Here is an 18,353-nt window from a genome sequence, read left to right on the forward strand (position 1 = left end):
CCGCGATGGACCCGAGACTGCAGGAAATGCTCGACGAGTTCGCGTTGCGCAAGCTCGTCCATGCGTACTGCCGCGCGGTCGACCGAGGCGATATCGATGCGCTTCGGGACCTCTATCATCACGACGCCGTCGATGATCACGGTGCATTCTCGACTGGGTCGGTCGAGGGATTCTTCGAGCAGCTCGTCGCCTCCCGTCCCTACCTACGGGCAATGCAGCACCACATCACCACGGCGAACTTCGCCATCCGCGGAGACACGGCTGAGGGCGAGAGCTACAACATCGCGGTCCACACACTGGCCGCCAAGGAGCGCGACATCGATCTGGTGATCGGCGGGCGCTACCTCGACAAGTACGAGAAGCGCGACGGCATTTGGAAATTGCTCGAGCGAACCATCGTTACAGATTGGGCGCGCGTGACGGATCCGTCCTCGATGGATACGAGTCACCCGATCACCAAGGACACGCTCAAGGGCGTCCTCGACGAGAGCGATCCGTCCTATCGGTTCTTCTCTTTGATGACCGGCCCGCCGCCGAAGTAAGAACCCCGCGTCAAATCAAGACGAGCAAATTCGACCCAGCGAGGGGAAGAGGCGTTACGCTCGCGTTTATCCGCGCGGTCCAGAAAAGGGCTATGCGCACCGAAGGGTGAATGCGATGTGCGATGGCAACCTCTGAGCGCCCTCCGCATCGGTCTCGGGCGATCGTCGTCTGGGGCCTCGGCACCCTTTTCCTGGGCTTGGGTCTGCTCACCGCGGTGATGATCGGCATCGTCGCCGAGCAGGTCCGGGACCGTCTCGAGGTGTCCGAACACGCCATCGGCATGTTGAGCGCAGTCTTCTACGTCGCGTACTCGATCGCACAGTTCATCGGCGGCATCATGCTCGACCGCCTGAGCCCGCGTTGGATTCTCGGAATTTCGTCGCTGATCGCCGCGGTCGGTTGCGTACTGCTCGCCAACGCATCGACCATGGGTGTGACCGTCGTCGGCAGAGTCGTACTCGGGATCGGTCTGTCGACCAGCTTCCTCGGAGCCATCTATCTCGCCAGGATCTGGTTCCCTCCGCAACGATTCGCGGTCATGTCCTCCATCTCGCAGCTCGCGACCAATGCGATTTTGGCCCTCATGCTGATCGGCCTCTCGGTTACCGAGACAATTCCGCCGCTGCACGCCGCGATGATCGGCATGGCGGTCGGCTACGTGGTACTGGGCGTCGCCATCTTTCTCCTCGTATCGAGACCCGGCCACGCCGCCGCCGCTCCGCCGGGCGACAGCGACGTCGGCATCGGCAGCCAGTTGCGGATGGTGGTCGGAGTGCCGCAATTCTGGTTGGGCACAGCATTTTTCGCGAGTGTATTCGGTGTCCTCATTGCATGGAACGACCTGTGGGGCATCATGAACCAGCGGGCCTACGGGCGCACGCTAGAAATGGCGACGGCATTGACATCCACCGGCGCCATCGCCGCCGGCGTCGGTGGACTCATCCTGGGCTGGATCTCGGACCGACTCGGCATGCGGTCACGAATCACCCAGATCACCATCTGGCTACTGACCCTCACGGTGGCGTTGGTGCTGTTCCTTCCGCGACTGCCGACTGCCGGCGTCTTCGTTCTCCTGTTCGTCTTCGGTTTCCTACTGGGCAGCAACATCCTCGGTTTCGCACAGATCGGACAGCACATCGCCGACAACGCCCAGGCGACCGCGTTCGGACTGATGACGAGCGTCGGATTCCTCACCGGCGCCGGCCTGGACTACGTGATCGGCGTGCTCGTGGGTGAGGCCCCGCCCGCGGGGACGGACATCGCCATCAGCCACTACCGAGGAGCGTTGATACCGCTGCTCGTCGTGCTCGCCATCGGTGCCTTGTGCTCGGTTGCCTTGAAAGACCGCGCGCTACCGCCAGCATCCGCGACGGCAGATCCGCTGCCGATCCAGACCGCAAAGTAAGGAGTCGATTGATGGACGACATGAAGTTTCTCCTGCATGCCGTTGAAGTGTCCAAACGGTCTGTGCGCGAGGGAAATCACCCTTTCGGATCCGTCCTCGTCGACAGCGAGGGCAACGTCTTGCTGGAGCAGACGAACATCGAAGTGACCGACTCGGACTGCACCGGCCACGCCGAAACCACCCTGATGCGCCAGGCGTCGAAGAAGTACGACAAGGACTTCCTGGCCACCTGCACGCTCTACACGACAGCGGAGCCGTGTTCGATGTGCGCGGGGGCGATGTACTGGGCCAACGTCAGACGACTGGTGTACGGCATCACGGAAAAGCAGTTGCTCGCCGAAACCGGTGACGACCCGAGAAATCCGACATTGAGCCTCGATTGCCGAACGGTGTTCGGCGCGGGCCAGAAGGACATCGAGGTCGTCGGCCCGGTACCGGAGGTGGCCGACGCCGTGCTGGAACCGCACAAGAACTACTGGAACCAGCAGAGCTGAGGCCGCTTTCAGCTGCGCTTCACTGCGGCGACCTCGTCGTCGTCGTCCCACAGCAGAAGCTGGCGCACCGCTGGGCGGGAACCGTAGGGCTGCAGCATGGTGCTCGCCGGCCGCGGACGGACTCGTAGCGGCCACCAGAACCATCGTCCGAGAAGCACCGCGATCGACGGCGTCATGAACGAGCGCACGATCAAGGTGTCGAACAACAGACCGAGGGCGATGGTTGTGCCGAGCTGCCCCAGCACAAGTAGATCGCTGTACACGAAGGACGCCATCGTGAAGGCGAACACCAGGCCGGCGGCGGTGACCACGCCACCGGTACCCGCCATGGCCCGGATGATGCCGGTGTTCAGTCCGGCCCCGATCTCTTCTTTGAAGCGAGAAATCAACAGCAAGTTGTAGTCCGAACCCACGGCCAGCAGCAGGATGACCGCGAGCGGAATGATGACCCAGTACAACTGCAGGCCCAGGATGTGCTGCCACACCAGAATCGACAGCCCCAGCGAGGCCCCGAGTGACAGCGCGACGGTGCCCACGATGACGATCGCGGCCACCAGGCTTCGGGTGATGAACATCATGATGAGCAGAATGAGGCAGAGCGAGGCGATGATGACGATCATCAGGTCGTACTTGGCGCCTTCCTGGATGTCCTTGTACGTCGCTGCCGTGCCGCCGATATAGATGTGGGAGCCCGCCAACGGCGTGCCCTTGACGGCCTCCTCCGCCGAGTGCCTGATCGCGTCAATATGCGAAATTCCCTGCGGTGTAGCGGGATCGACGTCGTGGGTGACGATCATCCGCGCGGCTTTGCCGTCGGGAGAGAGAAAGAGCTTCAGACCGCGCTGGAACTCGGCATTCTCGAACACCTCCGGCGGCACGTAGAACGAGTCGTCGGTTTTCGATGCGTCGAATGCTGCTCCCATAGCTGTCGAGTTCTCGAGGGCCGCAGCATTCTGCTCGTAGATTCCCGACAGCGTGGCGTAGTTGGTCATGACCAGGTCACGATTGATCTGCTGACTGGCGAGCTGGGGCGGGATCAGCTCAAGCAGCTTTGGCTGGATCGAATCCAGCTTGTCCAGGCTCGCGGTGACATTCGCCAGCTGGTCGGTGAGCGCGTTTATGCCGTCGAGCGCATCGAAGAGCGACCGAATCGCAAAACAGATCGGGATGTCGTAACAGTGCGGCTCCCAATAGAAATAGTTGCGCAACGGGCGGAACATGTCGTCAAAGTTCGCGATCTTGTCCCGCAGGTCCTTTGCCACCTCGACGGTTTCGTGGAATGCCGCGACTTGTTCGTGCGTGGCATCGTTGGCCTGCTGCTGCAGTGTGGCCTGTTGTCGCAGGATGCCGATCGTCTTGTCGATTTCATCCACCTGCTTGAGCAGGTCCTTGGCCCGGTCCTGCTGATAGCCGAGGTTCTGTATCTGACCGGCGCTCTGCGCACTGATCTGGAATGGAATCGAGGTGTGGTCCAGCGGTGTGCCCAGCGGTCGCGTAATCGATTGCACCTGAGCGATACCCGTCGTGTGAAACACGGCCTTGGCGACGCGCTCCAAGAGAATCATGTCGGTGGGATTGCGCAGGTCATGATCGGCCTCGATCATTAAGAGTTCGGGGTTGAGCCGGGCCTTCGAGAAATGACGCTCGGCAGCGGCATAACCGATATTGGAGGGTGCGCGGTCGGGCAAGTACACGCCGGTGTCGTAGCTCGTCTTGTAACCGGGTAGCGCCAACAGGCCTACGGCGGCCACCGCCATCGTCGCGACCAGGATCGGTCCGGGCCATCGAACGATCGCTGTGCCGATCCGACGCCATCCTCTGGTACGCGCTTTCCGTTTCGGATCCAGCAGCCCGAAGCGGGCGCCGATGACCATCACAGCGGGCGCAAGCGTGAGCGCCGCCGCCAAGGCCACGAAGACGCCGAGCGCGGCGGGTACGCCAAGACTCTCGAAATACGGCAGCCGGGTAAAAGTCAGGCATAGAACTGCGCCTGCGACGGTCAGACCCGACCCCAAAATGACATGGGCCGTGCCCCGATACATGTTGTAGTAAGCGGTTTCTCGGTCAAGTCCCTTGCTGCGATCCTCGTGGTAGCGGCCTAAGAGGAAGATTGCGTAATCCGTGCCGGCCGCGATGACCAGCAGCGTGAGGAGATTAGTCGAGTATGTCGACAGTCCGATGATTCCGGAGTTGCCGAGGAAGGCCACGATGCCACGGGCTGCAGACATTTCGATGAGGACAGTGATCAGCACCAACAGCATGGTGACGATCGAGCGATAGACCAACAGCAGCATCACCGCGATCACCAGCACCGTCAGCACGGTGACCTTCGTGGTGCCTTCGTTGCCCACTTCGAACTGGTCGGTGACTTGAGGCGCCGGTCCGGCGACATACGCCTTGATGCCAGGTGGGGCGGGCGTGCTGTTCACGATGTCGCGGATCGCGTCAACGGACTCGATGGACTCAGGTTCGCCCAGGTTGCCGGTGAGGAACACCTGGACATAAGCAGCCTTGCCGTCGGAGCTCTGAGATCCCGCCGCCGTCAACGGGTCTCCCCAGAAGTCCTGAACGTGCTGGACGTGCTTGTGATCCTGCTCAAAACGGTCGATCAGGGTGTCGTAGTACTGATGCGCTTCGGCTCCGAGCGGCTCGTCGCCTTCCAGCACAACCATGGCCGCACCGTCGGAATCGAACTCTTGAAAAACGGCGCCGATCTTCTTGAACGCCTGCTGCGATGGTGAATCGGGTGAGCTCATTGCCACGTTGTGTGCTTCGCCGACCACCTCCAACTGAGGGACGAGGGCGTTGGTGAGCCCGGCGACAACCAACCAGAACAGCACGATGGGTACCGAAAGCACGCGAATCGACTTCGCGATGCGGTCCGTCAGCGACGTGCGCGATTCTTGATGGGTAGTCATCCCGACTTGTCCAGGCAGAAGGTGTAGGCGTTCATGGTGTCGACCTGTCTCTCGTCCTTGACCACGTCGTCGATGACGATGCGGCAGCCGAGGGAGTCGCTGTTGCCCTGCGCCATGACATTGACGAGCACCGCCGTCTGTGTCGTCGTGATGTCGTACCTCCACGGCAAGGTCACATTTTCGGCGCGCTGGGGTTGGGCGTTGACGTCCAGATAATTGATCGTCGCCACGGTGCCCGGCGGCCCGAAAACCTCGAGGACCACGTGCTTGGGGTTGAACGGGATGATCTCATCTGAGAGGGCTTCGGCTGTCCCGGTGTCGTGGTCTGAGCCGAAGATGCCATGTAGACGGAATACGGCGTAGCCGGCCACTGCCACGACCACGATGGCGACGATGAACATCCAGCCACGACCCAGAAGGCGACTCATCGAAAACCCCTGCACCCGCCAGCCTTTCGATCCCGCGACACGAGGCGTGGACTGAACCCTATCCCAGTCCGGCGACATATCAACCTCGTTGACAGTACGGTACCGGACATCACAAGCCGTACGGCTGGGCCGACTCCGCGGTCCACGGCGGGTCTTACCTGTTCAGGCGAGTGAGACTGGGAATCATCACGTCATCGACGAGGGATTGCACCGTGCGGCGACTCGGCGGCCGCAACGAAAAAATAGATCGGAAGATGAGGTAGCCGGGCATCACGTCCCAGAGGTCCTCGGTGACGGCGGCCGGATCGATTTCACCGCGATCAGCGGCCTGCCCCAGTATCTGCTTGAACAGGGCCTTCCGTTGGTCGAGGAACTGGTGCTGCATGACGTCGTTGAGCGCGGGATTGCGCGATACCTCGACCAGCACCGCGCGCATCGTGCCGGCGTGCGTCCGCGCCTGATCGCAGATCACCTCACCCAACTGGACCAGGTCGCCGCGCAAGCTACCGGTCTCGGGTGCGACGGCGACCTGCCGCACGCCCTCGATGAACGCGGCCAGCACCAACTCCGCCTTGGTCGGCCACCGCCGGTAGACGGTCGCCTTGCTGGCGCGCGCAGTGGCGGCGACCGCGTCCACGGTCAACCCGTCGTAACCCTCTTCCTGCAGGAGCTGCAACGTCACGGCGAGGAGTTCGGCCTCCCGCGGCGACCACGGCGAAGACTCTGCAGCGCGAGCGGCACTCCGGGTCATGGCCCCACCATAGATCGGTCAGACTCTGACGACGATCGACGCCAGGCATTCGGACCACCTCGGTATGACGCGTTTCGGCCGTATTGGAGGTCGGGCCATGCAGAATTCTTGCCACGATGACATTGGCCAAGTGGGTACCCGGCGTCGCGCAGTTTCGGGGATATCAGCGGGGCTGGTTGCGAGGGGACGTCCTGGCGGGCCTGACTGTTGCGGCCTATCTGGTACCGCAGGTGATGGCCTATGCGACTGTCGCCGGCCTTCCACCGGTGGCCGGGCTGTGGGCGGCGATCGCGCCACTTGCCCTCTACGCCGTCCTCGGCTCGTCGCGGCAACTCTCGGTCGGCCCTGAATCCACAACCGCTTTGATGACTGCCGTCGTTCTTGCCCCGATCGTCATCGGCGATCCAGCACGCTACGCGGCTCTCGCCGCGGTCCTCGCGTTGCTCGTCGGCGCGATCTGTCTCTTGGGCGGCATCGCACGGCTGGGCTTTCTCGCCAACCTGCTGTCGCGGCCGGTACTCATCGGATACATGACGGGCATTGCCCTCGTGATGATCGCCAGTCAACTGGGCAAGACCACCGGCGTCGCGGTCCGTGGAGACGAGTTCACCGACCAGATAAGGACTTTCGCTGCCGAAATCGGGCAGGTGCACTGGCCGACGGTGGCGCTGGCCGCTTTGGTGCTGTTGCTGCTGCTATCTCTGGCGCGGTGGCTGCCAAGCGCGCCAGGACCGGTGATCGCTGTCCTGGTGGCCACGGCATCCGTCGGCGCCCTGTCCTTGGATACGCGCGGAATCGCCGTCGTGGGCGATGTTCCTTCCGGCCTGCCGACGCCGGGTGTACCGCCAGTTTCGTTGAGTGATCTGGCAGCACTGGCTGTTCCGGCAGTCGGCATCGCGATCGTCGCGTTCTCCGACAACGTGTTGTCCGCGCGCGCGTTCGCCACTCGTAGAAGCGAGGAGATCGACGCGAACGCGGAACTGCGCGCCGTCGGGATGTGCAACCTCGCCGCCGGGGTGACACACGGTTTTCCGGTCAGCTCGAGCGGCAGCCGGACCGCCGTCGGCGACCTTGTCGGCAGCCGCACGCAACTCTATTCACTGACCGCGCTCGGATGCGTCATCCTCGTGCTCCTCTTCGCAGGCGGGGTGTTGGCGATGTTCCCGACCGCGGCGCTTGGGGCGTTGGTGGTATTCGCCGCACTGCGCTTGATCGACATCGAGGAGTTTCGTCGCCTGGCGCGGTTTCGCCGCAGCGAACTGGTCCTCGCATTGGCCACTACCGCCGCTGTGTTGGCCTTCGGCGTGCTCTACGGCGTTGTCGTCGCCGTCGTTCTTTCGATTCTGGAATTGCTACGACGCCTCGCACACGCACACGACAGCGTCCTCGGCTTCGTGCCGGGCATCGCCGGGATGCACGATGTCGATGATTACCCAGGGGCTACTCGCGTCCCCGGCCTGGTGGTGTACCGCTATGACGCACCGCTGTGCTTCGCCAATGCGGAGGATTTCCGGACGCGCGCACTGGCCGCGGTAGACGACAATCCAGAACCCGTCGAATGGTTTGTGCTCAACGCCGAATCCAATGTCGAGGTCGACTTGACGGCGCTCGACGCCCTGGAGCAGCTGCGCGTCGAATTGACCCGCCGTGGAATCGTTTTCGCTATGGCCCGCGTCAAGCAGGACTTACGCAAGTCGTTGCACGCTGCGGGGATTCTCGACGAGATAGGCGAAGATCACATCTTCATGACGCTGCCCACCGCGGTAGATGAGTTCAAGCGCCGCAACAGGTTTTGAGCGAACCACCTTCACGGCAAGGGCGCGCTCCATGTCAACTTGGTGCCCCCCGTTGGCACCGCTTCGACCGTGAACGACCCGCCGGCCTCGTCGGCGCGTTTGCGCAGATTCGTCAACCCGCTGCCCGTGATATCGCCCTCGATACCGCATCCATTGTCGACGACTTCGATCGTCAAGTCGTCCCCGACCGCGACGCTGATCGCGAGGGAGGCGGCCTTTGCATGACGCACCGCATTGCTCACCGCTTCTCGGACAACGGCTTCAGCGTGGTCGGCCAGCGCCGCGTCGACAACGGAAAGCGGTCCGACGTATTGCACGCTGGTGCGCAGATTCGCATTGGCGAATTGAGCGACCGCCTCGTCGAGGCGCTGGCGCAGCCGGGTCACGCCCGAGGACGAACCGTGCAGGTCGAAGATCGCGGTCCGGATCTCCTGAATCACCTGTTGGAGGTCGTCCACGCAATCGGTCAGCCGCTGCTGCACTTCCGGTACCCGTGCCCTCGGAATCGTTCCCTGCAGCGCGAGACCAACAGCAAACAGGCGCTGAATGACATGATCGTGCAGGTCGCGGGCGATGCGGTCGCGGTCGGTGAGGACGCTGAGCTCCCGCATCTGTCGCTGCGTACTGGCCAGCTGCCACGCCAGCGCGGCCTGATCGGCGAACGCGGTCATCATGTCCAGTTGCTCGAAGCTGAACGGCGGCGTCCCCACCGGTCGGAGCGCCACCAAAACGCCGGCGACCTCGTCGCTGGCGCGCAGCGGGAGCACCAAAGCGGGCCCTGTCGTACCCATCTCGAGTTCGATGTGGTCGAACCGGCCGGGCGAACGCTGCACGAAGGCCTCACCGATCGGCGTCCCCGCAATGGGCATACTGTGCAGCGCCGCAAGGGGACCGTCGCCGGCGGTCGCCGCGACGACGAGCTCAGTGATCTCGCCGACCGGCACGTCCACATCGGCGGGCACGGCCACCAGCGTCATTTCAGCGCCACTGAGATGACGGGACTGGTCGGCGACGAGCCGAAACACGGTGGCCGGATCGGTTCCAGCCAGCAATTCTGTTCCGATATCGCGGGTCGCCTCGATCCAGGACAGCCGCGTCCTGGACTGTTCGTACAGCCGGGCGTTGTCAATGGCGATGCCCGCCGCCGCTGCAAGCGCCTGGACCAGCACCTCGTCGTCCTCGCTGAACGGCTGCCCGCCCGCCTTCTCCGTCAGGTACAAGTTGCCGTAGACCTCGTCACGAATGCGCACCGGCACACCGAGGAAGGTTCGCATCGGCGGATGGTTCGGTGGGAAACCGACCGACGACGCGTGGTGAGAGATGTTGTCCAAGCGAATCGGTTTGGGGTCGTCGATCAGCACACCGAGCACGCCGCGGCCCTCCGGAAGGTGCCCGATGCGCTCACGCATCTCTTCGTCGATGCCCTCATAGATGAACGCGACCAGCTCGTGGTCGTGGCCACGCACGCCGAGCGCCCCATAGCCGGCGTCGACCAAATCGATGGCCGTATGCACGATCGTCTTGAGCGTCTCATCGAGTTCCAGGCCCGAGGTGACCACCAGCATGGCCTCCACCAGACCGTCGAGACGGTCGCGACCCTCGACGATCTGCTCGACCCGGTCCTGCACTTCCAGGAGCAGTTCCCGCAGACGCAGCCCCGAAAGGGTCGCTCGCACGTGTGGTGGACCATTGTTCGACCTGTCCGTCACCGCCCCATCGTCTCACCGAGCCTCCCGAATAGTGACGATTCCGGGACTTAACCGACGAGGCGGACGGATTCCAATCCCGGGGGTCAGCTGCCGGCAGCGATGCCGCCTCGATCGCATCGATGTTGCGTCAAATAGTCCACGACGTCGTCTCGACGTTGGCGCTCCGCACGGTCACGTAGTCCGCGCATCATCTTCTGCTCCATGACGAAATGCACGACATCGAAGGCCGGGTTTCCAATGGCTCCCCCAGTGCCCCGAACCAGCAGACGGGTCCATGCATTTTGTCGCCGAAGGCAGAACGCCCACGCGCCAGAGGCTTTTTCGCCGCACTGCACGCGCTCGAAGTCGGTCGGTGACACCAGTACCAGGTGTGACTCCGACTCGACCGCGGCCACGACTTGGCGGGCGCGTTCGCCGTATCGACGGGCGAGCCAAACGGTGTCGCCGACATGCAGGTCCTGCCACTCGGGGTGGACGGTATTCGCGTTGTGAATCTGTGCGCCAACCATCCGTTCGAACAGCGAGTAGCTGTAAAAGCCGCCGCGGTTCTCGCCAATCTGCACAAGCCATGGCCATACGAAACGACCCGGGGCATCGATGGTCAGCGCGCGGGTCGTCCGCGCCGTTCCGGCCGCAATCAGTTCGTCCCCCGGCAGTGTTGCCGTGATTTCGCCGTCGTCGGCACCCCAGGCATACATCCACGGCCGCAGTTCGCGTCGGTACATGGCGATGACGCCGGCTGCGGCCATCAGTCCGGCCAGCCATGGTCGACGTTTGCCCATACGCCCAACGCTAAAAACAGCGCCGGCACGCGCTAAGGGCCGAAGGTCCTGAGCATCGATGCCAAACGCGCTCTACCGGCCGCACTTACCGAGATCGACGATCACCGGCTCATGCCAGTGTGCGTCGTTCAGTCGGTATGTCGGTGGTCCTGCGCGTAGGCCTTGATGACGGCGTCAGTGTCACCACCGAGTTGCAGGAACTCTTCGTCGAGCAGGCCGACGAGGCTGTCCACCGCGGCTGAGAGCATGGCACCGGCGAGTCGTGTCTGCGGCTGTTCACTCGCCGTAGCCTCCCTAGCGAGATCGGTCGCATATTCCAGCGAGAACGCCAATGACGCGTCTGCTTCGAGGTCGCGAAAATAATAGGTCGCACCGTACTGCGTGAAGTCGTTCCGGGCTTCGACAACCGAGTTGGCCAGTCCAGCGAGAACGTCGGTGGGAACACTATCGACACCGAGGTCGGGATTGGCTCGGCGCCCCTGCCTCAGAGTCGAGAGTTGAAGCGCCAAAACGCGTCTGCGGTGAAGGGCGGGATAGATCTGGAGAACCCACGATACCGCCGCCGTGAGAAGCATGAATCCGAACAGCGCCTCGAGTGGGACGATCACGCGAAGCCACGGCGACGTGGGCACGATGTCGCCGAAACCGAGCGTGCCGATGGTCACCAGCGACACGTACAGCGAGTCGAACACCGTATTGCGTTCAACGGGATTCAGCTCTGAACTGTAGGCGAAACCTTCTGGCATCAGCGCGAAGTACAGCATCGCCCACCCGACGATCGCTATCGCTCCCCAAGTCAACACCACCAGGGCGATCCCGAGTGGGCCCGTCAGTGAAGCGATACGGCGATCCGAGGGGAATAGCCGCAGTAGCCGCCAGACGAACCTCATCACTTGCGGTGCGATACTGCCGTGGCCGATCGGATGAAACAGTGTGTGGAAAACGTCGCGAACCACCACTGCCACGAGTAGGGACCCGACTACCGCGATCACCCAGTCCCTCACGGGTCTCCTCACTAGCAGGCATCCAGAGCTCAGCTCATGAAATCGGACCACCAGCTTATGGCTTAGGGTCGAAGGTCCTCGGCCACGATGCCCAAAGCGCCCTACCCTCTCATCGTCTGGCGCCACATGATCGGTTGATGACACACACGGACTGGCTGGTCAAGGAGCCCACAGCGGGGACTCCCGACGCGCCGTTCCGCGCGCGGTTGGCGGGCGCCGGGCGGCGCCTGCCGACGACGCACCTGGGCACCGATGAGCTGATGTCGACGACACGGCATCGCACGCACATCGACCTGGAACGACTGACCGGCATCAGGGAACGCCGCGTCTCGGTAGGAGATGAAGACTCCTACAGCCTCGCCACGGCGGCGGCAATAGACTGCCTGGACAAGGCCCAGGTCGACCCCGCATCAGTCGACGTGGTGATCAGCTGCAGCATCACGAAGTTCCGGGATGGCCTCACGCAGTGGCTCGAGCCGACAATGAGCGCTGGAGTCGCGCATGCCATCGGGGCGCCCAATGCCATGACGTTCGATCTGTCGAACGCATGCGCAGGAATGCTGAGCGGCGTCACGGTCGCCAACAACTGGATTCGGCAGGGCTCGGTCCAACGGGTGCTGGTGGTCAGCGGCGAATACATTTCGCAGTTGAGCCAGAATGCGGCCAGACACATCCGCACCATCATGAGTAAGGAGCTCGCCTCCCTGACCCTCGGCGACGCGGGTGCCGCGCTGCTACTCGAAAGGGCCGCACCTGGATCCGCGGGTATCGAGCTTGCGGGCTTCACCACCGTCGCCCAATACAGTCGACTCTGTCTGGCGTACCCCAAGGGCGGTGAACCTGCTGCGCGAATGTTCACCGATGCACGCGGAATCCACCAGGCCGCTATGTCGAACACTCCGGTGCTACTACACGAAGTTCTTGAAGCGGTGGGCATCTCGATACACGACATCGATCATGTGATCACCCACCAGACCTCGGCACGCGCTATTCGCAAAGGGATGGCGCGGGTTTCCGCTGCCTTTGGCGACAGCCCTCGACACGATGCGGTGATCACTGTCGACCGCTACGGCAACACGGCATCGACCACCCATACGGTCGCCCTGGTCGAGGAACTCGAGGCGGGAAGCATCCGGCCCGGTGAAACGGTCGCATTGATCGCGCTGGCGTCCGGCCTGGAAATCGGAGTCGTCCTCTTGACGCTGGACGAGAAAATGGTGGAACGCTATGGGCACTGTGATTGATGCCGTCGGCTCCGCCGATGGACGCTGGCGCACACGACACAGCGCCCTTCATCTCGCGGTCGAGTCGGCCGAGGATTGCCTGCGCCATGCCGGACGCGCCGCACGGGAGATCGATCTGTTGATCAATGCCGGGATCTATCGCGATCGCAATCTGGCCGAGCCGGCGCTGGCCGCACTGATACAGCAGGATGTCGGCGCCAACCCCGAAGAACCACACGAAAACGGCCATGGCACATTCTCGTTCGACGTCGCGAACGGATCCTGCGGTCTCCTCACGGCGCTACAAATCGCCGACGGCTTCCTGAAGTCACGCGTGATCAGGTGCGCCATGGTGGTGACCAGCGATGCCGACCCCGGACACGGAATGAGCGAAAGATTCCCGTTCGCGGCGGCCGGCGCATCACTCTTGTGCACGTGGTCGGACGACGACCGCGGACTCGGGCCAACGTACTGGCAGAATCTCCTGGACCAAGGAGAATCTCTCTCCGCCACAGTCGGGCTGGTGGATCACCGAAATGTACTTCGCTTTCACCAATCATCCTCACTGGACCAGAAATTCGCTGACGCTGCATCACGAGCCGTTGACCGGTGCCTTCGCGATGCATCGCTGACGATCGACGACGTCGACGCAATTGTCGCAACTCCGCCCAGGCCGCAGTATCGCGCCGAACTCGCGGTCCACCTCGGTGTGTCACCAGAAAGAATCACGATGGCTGACGACGAAAGACTGCACACCGCCTCCTTGGCGTCTGCGTTCCACCGGGCGGCCACCGCCGTCGGGGCGCCCGGCCTGATTCTCATCGTCGCTGCCGGTGCTGGAGTGACAGCCGGCGCAGCACTGTACCGGATGTGAATGTCATGCCCGGAGACCAAAGTCCCTCAACTCGAAGCAGTTTGAACGAAATTTGTCAATGTCGGACATCTAGACTGTAGGGGTAGTGTCGATGACACAAGCGATACCGAGTTTCGCGGTGATCCAAGACGCCGTACGTTTGGCCTGCCGCGCTCCGTCGCTGCACAATAGCCAGCCATGGCGCTGGGTGGCTGAAACTTCGACACTCCATCTTTTTGCCGATTTCACGCGAGTGATGAACGCCGCTGACCCCGAAGGCCGCGAGATCTACCTCAGTTGTGGCGCCGCACTCGATCATCTGACGGTTGCGATGGCCGCCTTCGGATGGGAAGCGAACGTGCAGCGCTTTCCCGATCCTGACGATCCTCTACACGTGGCGGCGGTCACCTTCGATTCGGCGCCGCCGGGAATGGCCGCAGACAGTCGAGCGCACGCGCTGGCGATCGGCAGGCGCTACACCGACCGGCGACCCTTTGAGGCTCCTGCTGATTGGGCGAGATTCGAAGTGCTGCTTCGTCAGACCGTCATCCCCCACCACGTGATGTTCGACACCGTGCTCGATAATGCGCGGCCCACTTTGGCGACCGTCTCCCGACTTACCGCGACGATCCGGACGAACGACCCCTCCTATCGAGCGGAAATGAATTGGTGGACCTCACCTTTCGCATCTGGGGACGGTGTCCCGCAATCCGCGTTGTTATCAGTCGAAGCAGCAGGACATATCGATGTGGGCCGACGTTTTCCCAGTCCGTACGCCGCTACCCACGCTGAAGACGTCGAAGTTGACCGGTCCAAAATCGTGGTCCTGTCCACCCATCACGAAGATGCGCGGCTGGACGTATTACGTTGCGGAGAGGCGCTATCAGCGGTACTCCTCCAATGCACGGCAAGCGGGCTGGCGACGTGCACGCTCACACATATGACCGAACTGGCTCAAAGCCGGGAGATTGTCCGTGAATTGACGGGTCAACGGGGAATGCCTCAGTTGCTGATCAGGATCGGATATCCCCGGCCCGCGGATGCGGCATTGGCCGCTACACCGCGCAGGCCGCTGGCCGATGTGCTCGAACGACGTGGCTAATTACGCGGTGCGGAGCACAAGCCCGTTCGGCTCTACAGCCCCGTAGGATATGTCTCGGGTGTTTCGCCCGCGGTCCACAGACTTGTGACCTCAAGCGGCTCAAGTGCTCGCGTTCTGTCGATGTGGATGATCGCATCGAACTGCTCACCGGGGCGAACGTGGTAGTAGTGACTCTGTCGTTCCGTCGCGGGCTGATAAATGACGCCGATAGCACGCCCCAGCCGAACGACATCCAGAGGATCGGTCGCGTCGCGGCTGACGGACGACGAGACCAAGAATTCGGAACGCTCCGTCTCATGGAACAGTTCCTCGACACTACCGTTCAGGGCAGGTCTGACGAACCTGCGTTCGGCGATGCCACCCCACTCACTGGCGGCAGTGACGGTGCCCGAGTACGTGGTAAAGCCGATCAACCGGGAGTCGTCCCCGTACCGCTCGCGCACGAGTTGGCCGAGAGTCAGCTGCCCGTCGCCGCCCACTTCGGTGGCTCTGGCATCGCCGACATGCGAATTATGCGCCCACACCACGACGCGGGCGGGCTGCTGGTCGTGGTGCCGACCCAGGTGAGCCACCAGAGCGTTCAGGGTATGGGCCATATGCCGATCCCGAAGATTCCAGGACGTGACTCTGCCGCTGAACATCGCTCGGTAGTAGACCTCTGCGTCCCTCACGGTCTGCGCGTTCTGCTGAGCGTAGAACGCCTCATCCTCGGCTACCAGTCCGTCACGTTGCGCATATTCCAACGCAGCACGCTGCATCTCGACCAGTTGCTCGATCGCTTCGCGCTCGCACGACAGACCGGCGCCGAACGCCGCCGCGAATCCATACGCCTGACCGTCATCCGCCGATGTGTGGTCGAAGCAGGCGTACCTGGCCCTCGCTCGCGCCGCTGCCTGCGGGTCAACAGTGTCTAGGTAGGCGATCACTTCTTGCATAGACCGATGCAGGCTGTAGAGGTCGAGGCCGTAGAAACCCGCCTCCGGTCCACGGAGAGTACGAGCTCTCTGATTGTGATCGTGCAGCCAATCGACGAAGTCGCGCACCACGACATTGCGCCACATCCAAGCAGGGAATCGTTCAAACCCGCGCAACGCGTCGTCGGCGGTTCGGTCTTCGCCCGACCCACGTACGTATCGGTTGACTCTGTACGCGTCCGGCCAGTCCGCCTCCGCCGCAACGGCGCTGAAGCCCTTCTCTTCGATCAACCACTTGGTGATCTCTGCACGCGCCCGGTAGAACTCGTCTGTGCCGTGCGAGCTTTCACCGATCAGTACGATCCGGGCGTCGCCGATGATTTCGTCGAGCACTTCGAACGGCGGAACGCCGCCGGGCGCGTCGATCGCAACGCGGTCGATCACCTCCGCGGCGGTCTCCTCGATGCGTATACCGACAGTAGCGAAACCTGTTGTCGGAGTGGCGAGCAGGTCACGCACCTCTTGGTCGCTCACCTGCCGAAAATCCCAGAACGACTCCCCGACTGCGAGAAATGGTGTCGGCATCGACGCACAGACAACGTCGTCGACGATCGCTGAGAACTCGCGGCAGGTCGATTCGGGGGCCGCCGGAACCGCGATCACGATTTCGGCAGGTTCCATCTCCCGCAGGGCCTGCACTGCGGCCAACATGCTGGCACCGGTCGCAAGACCATCGTCGACGAGAATCACGGTCTTGTTCGCCAGATCCAGCGGAGGCCGACCGCCGCGGTAGGCGGTCTCACGCCGGATGAGCTCTCGGCCCTCGCGTTCGGCGACGTCGCGCAGCTGTTGCGGCGTGACTCGTAGCGCCCGCAGTACGTCGTCATTGACGACGACGCGCCCGCCGCTGGCCAAGGCGCCGACGGCGAACTCCTCATGACCGGGCGCCCCGAGCTTCCGCACGACAAAGGTATCAAGGGGCGCAGCCAAAGCGGCCGCCACTTCCCACGCGACGGGAATGCCGCCGCGAGGCAAGCCGAGCACCACGACACCTTCGCGTCCACGGTATGCGCCGAGCATGCCGGCCAGCACACGACCAGCTTCGCGACGGTCGCGAAAGACGCGTCTGGCTTTGCCCTTCAACACCCCTGAGGCACGAGTCATTTCGGCCCTCCGTCTTCGACAAGTGTCAGTACTGCAATTTCGCCGGTCGATGGGTGACGGACTCGATGTCGTGTGCAGACACCGCCATCAACCGTCTCCCCAGATCTGACAAGGCACGGCCGACGGCAAGTTCGTCACCGATCTCGGCGATATCCCGGTCATCGGGATTGAGCCTCGCCGTGCCGATACCCACCTCTTCTTTTTCGCGCCAACGCAGCCGCGCCTTGGCCCTGGTGAGCCCCATGTGCTCGTCGATCGACACGTCAACTGTCCAGTTCTTCTCCACGACATCCGATCGTTCGCCAGTCATCGCAGTCATCTCCTTCACGTCGTCACTCCCAACATGCATCCGACCACCCACAGCGGCTGCCCGGTAGGGCCCGAAGACCCCGCCGCATCGGGCCGTTCGGAGGCCCCATGCACGTTCATCGGTCGGCGGAGCGACCAGCGGGTCTCGACGGCCGGCGCCGTCGCCACCATGCGAAAAGGCCACGGCGAAACGTCGATCAGATCAGGGACTAGCGACCCTAGCCCGGTGTACCCGGCCAGCGCACTGTTGGTTCATGATCAAGAACGGACTCCGGCTCGCCGGGGCAACGGCGTTGCTGTACGCAGCGCGGCGGTACTACCGCAACTGGGGCACCACAAAGGAAGAGTGCCAGATGTTCCTCGACGGCGATGAGCTCATCGCCGGGCCTGTCGTACGAAGCACCGAAGCGGTGTCAATCGATGGCCCACTCGGCGCGGTCTGGCCATGGCTGGTTCAGATGGGCCAAGATCGCGGCGGCCTGTACACCTTCGAGAAATTGGAGAACTTTGCCGGGTTGCGGTACGTCAACGCAGACCGCACTCATCCTGAGTGGCAACACCTCGCGCCGGGTGACACCGTCAGGCTTGTTCCCAAGGGCTGGATGGGATTACGTGACGGATTCGTGTTCAAGGTGGAGGAAGTCGTCGATCAGCAATCCATCGTGCTCAGCGCTTCAGTTCGCCGGGAATGGAACCGAGAATGGAACGTAGTGTGGTCGTTCCACGTCATTCCTCACTGGGATGATCGCTGCCGGCTTCTCGTTCGCATTCGCACCCCGTTGCGCCGTCCAGGCCAGGTGCTGGTCACCGAGCTCGCGGGACCAGCGACGGCGTTTGTGACGCGGGGGATCTTGCTCGGCATCAAACGCAGGGTCCAACAACAGGTCCAGGCCGAGGCGGCGGCTGCCAAAGCGAGCGACGACCTCCACCGCGTCATCTAGGTCGGCGTCTGGCGGCG

At 62.9% G+C, this 18,353-nt stretch carries 16 protein-coding genes; 8 read left to right on the forward strand and 8 right to left on the reverse strand.

Features of this window, described 5'->3' with window-relative positions:
- Window positions 1-5: 5 nt before the first annotated feature.
- The 3 genes from G6N36_RS10955 (at window position 6) to G6N36_RS10965 (ending at window position 2,442) form a co-directional block, all read left to right on the forward strand.
- A complete protein-coding gene (locus G6N36_RS10955; RefSeq protein ID WP_372512236.1) occupies window positions 6-542 on the forward strand; it encodes a nuclear transport factor 2 family protein in 537 nt (178 codons plus the stop codon).
- A 122-nt stretch (window positions 543-664) separates the two neighbouring features.
- Window positions 665-1,948, forward strand: coding sequence for an MFS transporter (locus tag G6N36_RS10960; RefSeq protein ID WP_163686535.1), 1,284 nt, complete (start codon window positions 665-667; stop codon window positions 1,946-1,948).
- 11 nt (window positions 1,949-1,959) lie between these two features.
- Window positions 1,960-2,442, forward strand: coding sequence for a nucleoside deaminase (locus G6N36_RS10965; protein WP_163686536.1), 483 nt, complete (start codon window positions 1,960-1,962; stop codon window positions 2,440-2,442).
- A gap of 8 nt (window positions 2,443-2,450) precedes the next feature.
- On the opposite strand, the gene G6N36_RS10970 is transcribed toward G6N36_RS10965, so the two are convergent.
- From G6N36_RS10970 to G6N36_RS10980, 3 genes are all read right to left on the reverse strand, one after another.
- Complete coding sequence (locus G6N36_RS10970; protein WP_163686537.1) at window positions 2,451-5,360, reverse strand: MMPL/RND family transporter; 2,910 nt, start codon at window positions 5,358-5,360, stop codon at window positions 2,451-2,453.
- On the reverse strand, window positions 5,357-5,788 hold the full coding sequence (locus G6N36_RS10975) for an MmpS family transport accessory protein (protein WP_197746607.1): 432 nt from the start codon (window positions 5,786-5,788) through the stop codon (window positions 5,357-5,359). Before G6N36_RS10975 ends, G6N36_RS10970 begins: the two co-directional genes overlap by 4 nt.
- Window positions 5,789-5,942: 154 nt before the next feature.
- Window positions 5,943-6,539 (reverse strand): TetR/AcrR family transcriptional regulator, encoded by a 597-nt coding sequence (locus G6N36_RS10980; protein ID WP_163686538.1) that lies wholly within the window; start codon window positions 6,537-6,539, stop codon window positions 5,943-5,945.
- A 104-nt stretch (window positions 6,540-6,643) separates the two neighbouring features.
- Between G6N36_RS10980 and G6N36_RS10985 the strand changes: the two genes are divergently transcribed.
- Window positions 6,644-8,335 (forward strand): SulP family inorganic anion transporter, encoded by a 1,692-nt coding sequence (locus tag G6N36_RS10985; RefSeq protein ID WP_163690608.1) that lies wholly within the window; start codon window positions 6,644-6,646, stop codon window positions 8,333-8,335.
- An 11-nt stretch (window positions 8,336-8,346) separates the two neighbouring features.
- Here G6N36_RS10985 and G6N36_RS10990 read toward each other — a convergent pair whose 3' ends face one another.
- The 3 genes from G6N36_RS10990 to G6N36_RS11000 form a co-directional block, all read right to left on the reverse strand.
- On the reverse strand, window positions 8,347-10,044 hold the full coding sequence (locus G6N36_RS10990) for a GAF domain-containing sensor histidine kinase (protein ID WP_163686539.1): 1,698 nt from the start codon (window positions 10,042-10,044) through the stop codon (window positions 8,347-8,349).
- Between the two features lie 83 nt (window positions 10,045-10,127).
- Entirely contained in the window at window positions 10,128-10,826 is a 699-nt protein-coding gene (locus tag G6N36_RS10995; protein ID WP_163686540.1) for a hypothetical protein, read from the reverse strand.
- A gap of 128 nt (window positions 10,827-10,954) precedes the next feature.
- Window positions 10,955-11,830, reverse strand: a complete 876-nt coding sequence (locus tag G6N36_RS11000) for a potassium channel family protein (RefSeq protein WP_235690016.1) — start codon at window positions 11,828-11,830, stop codon at window positions 10,955-10,957.
- Window positions 11,831-11,967: 137 nt separating this feature from the next.
- Here G6N36_RS11000 and G6N36_RS11005 point away from each other — a divergent pair, with 137 nt between their 5' ends.
- From G6N36_RS11005 to G6N36_RS11015, 3 genes are all read left to right on the forward strand, one after another.
- Window positions 11,968-13,074 (forward strand): 3-oxoacyl-ACP synthase III family protein, encoded by a 1,107-nt coding sequence (locus tag G6N36_RS11005; protein ID WP_163686541.1) that lies wholly within the window; start codon window positions 11,968-11,970, stop codon window positions 13,072-13,074.
- Window positions 13,058-13,927: a 3-oxoacyl-[acyl-carrier-protein] synthase III C-terminal domain-containing protein gene (locus tag G6N36_RS11010; protein WP_163686542.1), complete on the forward strand. Its 870-nt coding sequence runs from the start codon at window positions 13,058-13,060 to the stop codon at window positions 13,925-13,927. The genes G6N36_RS11005 and G6N36_RS11010 overlap by 17 nt, the downstream gene beginning before the upstream one ends.
- 91 nt (window positions 13,928-14,018) lie before the next feature.
- The gene (locus G6N36_RS11015) at window positions 14,019-15,008 is read left to right on the forward strand and encodes an Acg family FMN-binding oxidoreductase (RefSeq protein WP_163686543.1); all 990 of its coding nucleotides are present in this window, start codon (window positions 14,019-14,021) and stop codon (window positions 15,006-15,008) included.
- 32 nt (window positions 15,009-15,040) lie between these two features.
- Here the strand turns inward: G6N36_RS11015 and G6N36_RS11020 are convergent, their stop codons facing one another.
- Complete coding sequence (locus G6N36_RS11020) at window positions 15,041-17,086, reverse strand: erythromycin esterase family protein (protein WP_163686544.1); 2,046 nt, start codon at window positions 17,084-17,086, stop codon at window positions 15,041-15,043.
- Window positions 17,087-17,111: 25 nt separating this feature from the next.
- A complete protein-coding gene (locus G6N36_RS11025; protein WP_083127091.1) occupies window positions 17,112-17,396 on the reverse strand; it encodes a DUF1876 domain-containing protein in 285 nt (94 codons plus the stop codon).
- A 253-nt stretch (window positions 17,397-17,649) separates the two neighbouring features.
- Between G6N36_RS11025 and G6N36_RS11030 the strand changes: the two genes are divergently transcribed.
- Window positions 17,650-18,336 carry an SRPBCC family protein gene (locus G6N36_RS11030; RefSeq protein ID WP_163686545.1) on the forward strand — a complete coding sequence of 229 codons (687 nt, stop codon included), beginning with the start codon at window positions 17,650-17,652 and terminating at the stop codon, window positions 18,334-18,336.
- Window positions 18,337-18,353: the final 17 nt, after the last annotated feature.

Source organism: Mycolicibacterium gadium (assembly GCF_010728925.1).
GTDB classification, from domain to species: domain Bacteria; phylum Actinomycetota; class Actinomycetes; order Mycobacteriales; family Mycobacteriaceae; genus Mycobacterium; species Mycobacterium gadium.

Bases quoted from the DNA above. Each gene is read 5' to 3' on its own strand.
- G6N36_RS10955 (WP_372512236.1), top strand. From the start codon at position 6: ATGGACCCGAGACTGCAGGAAATGCTCGACGAGTTCGCGTTGCGCAAG.
- G6N36_RS10960 (WP_163686535.1), top strand. From the start codon at position 665: ATGGCAACCTCTGAGCGCCCTCCGCATCGGTCTCGGGCGATCGTCGTC.
- G6N36_RS10965 (WP_163686536.1), top strand. From the start codon at position 1,960: ATGGACGACATGAAGTTTCTCCTGCATGCCGTTGAAGTGTCCAAACGG.
- G6N36_RS10970 (WP_163686537.1), bottom strand. From the start codon at position 5,360: ATGACTACCCATCAAGAATCGCGCACGTCGCTGACGGACCGCATCGCG.
- G6N36_RS10975 (WP_197746607.1), bottom strand. From the start codon at position 5,788: ATGAGTCGCCTTCTGGGTCGTGGCTGGATGTTCATCGTCGCCATCGTG.
- G6N36_RS10980 (WP_163686538.1), bottom strand. From the start codon at position 6,539: ATGACCCGGAGTGCCGCTCGCGCTGCAGAGTCTTCGCCGTGGTCGCCG.
- G6N36_RS10995 (WP_163686540.1), bottom strand. From the start codon at position 10,826: ATGGGCAAACGTCGACCATGGCTGGCCGGACTGATGGCCGCAGCCGGC.
- G6N36_RS11005 (WP_163686541.1), top strand. From the start codon at position 11,968: ATGACACACACGGACTGGCTGGTCAAGGAGCCCACAGCGGGGACTCCC.
- G6N36_RS11010 (WP_163686542.1), top strand. From the start codon at position 13,058: ATGGGCACTGTGATTGATGCCGTCGGCTCCGCCGATGGACGCTGGCGC.
- G6N36_RS11015 (WP_163686543.1), top strand. From the start codon at position 14,019: ATGACACAAGCGATACCGAGTTTCGCGGTGATCCAAGACGCCGTACGT.
- G6N36_RS11020 (WP_163686544.1), bottom strand. From the start codon at position 17,086: ATGACTCGTGCCTCAGGGGTGTTGAAGGGCAAAGCCAGACGCGTCTTT.
- G6N36_RS11025 (WP_083127091.1), bottom strand. From the start codon at position 17,396: ATGACTGGCGAACGATCGGATGTCGTGGAGAAGAACTGGACAGTTGAC.
- G6N36_RS11030 (WP_163686545.1), top strand. From the start codon at position 17,650: ATGATCAAGAACGGACTCCGGCTCGCCGGGGCAACGGCGTTGCTGTAC.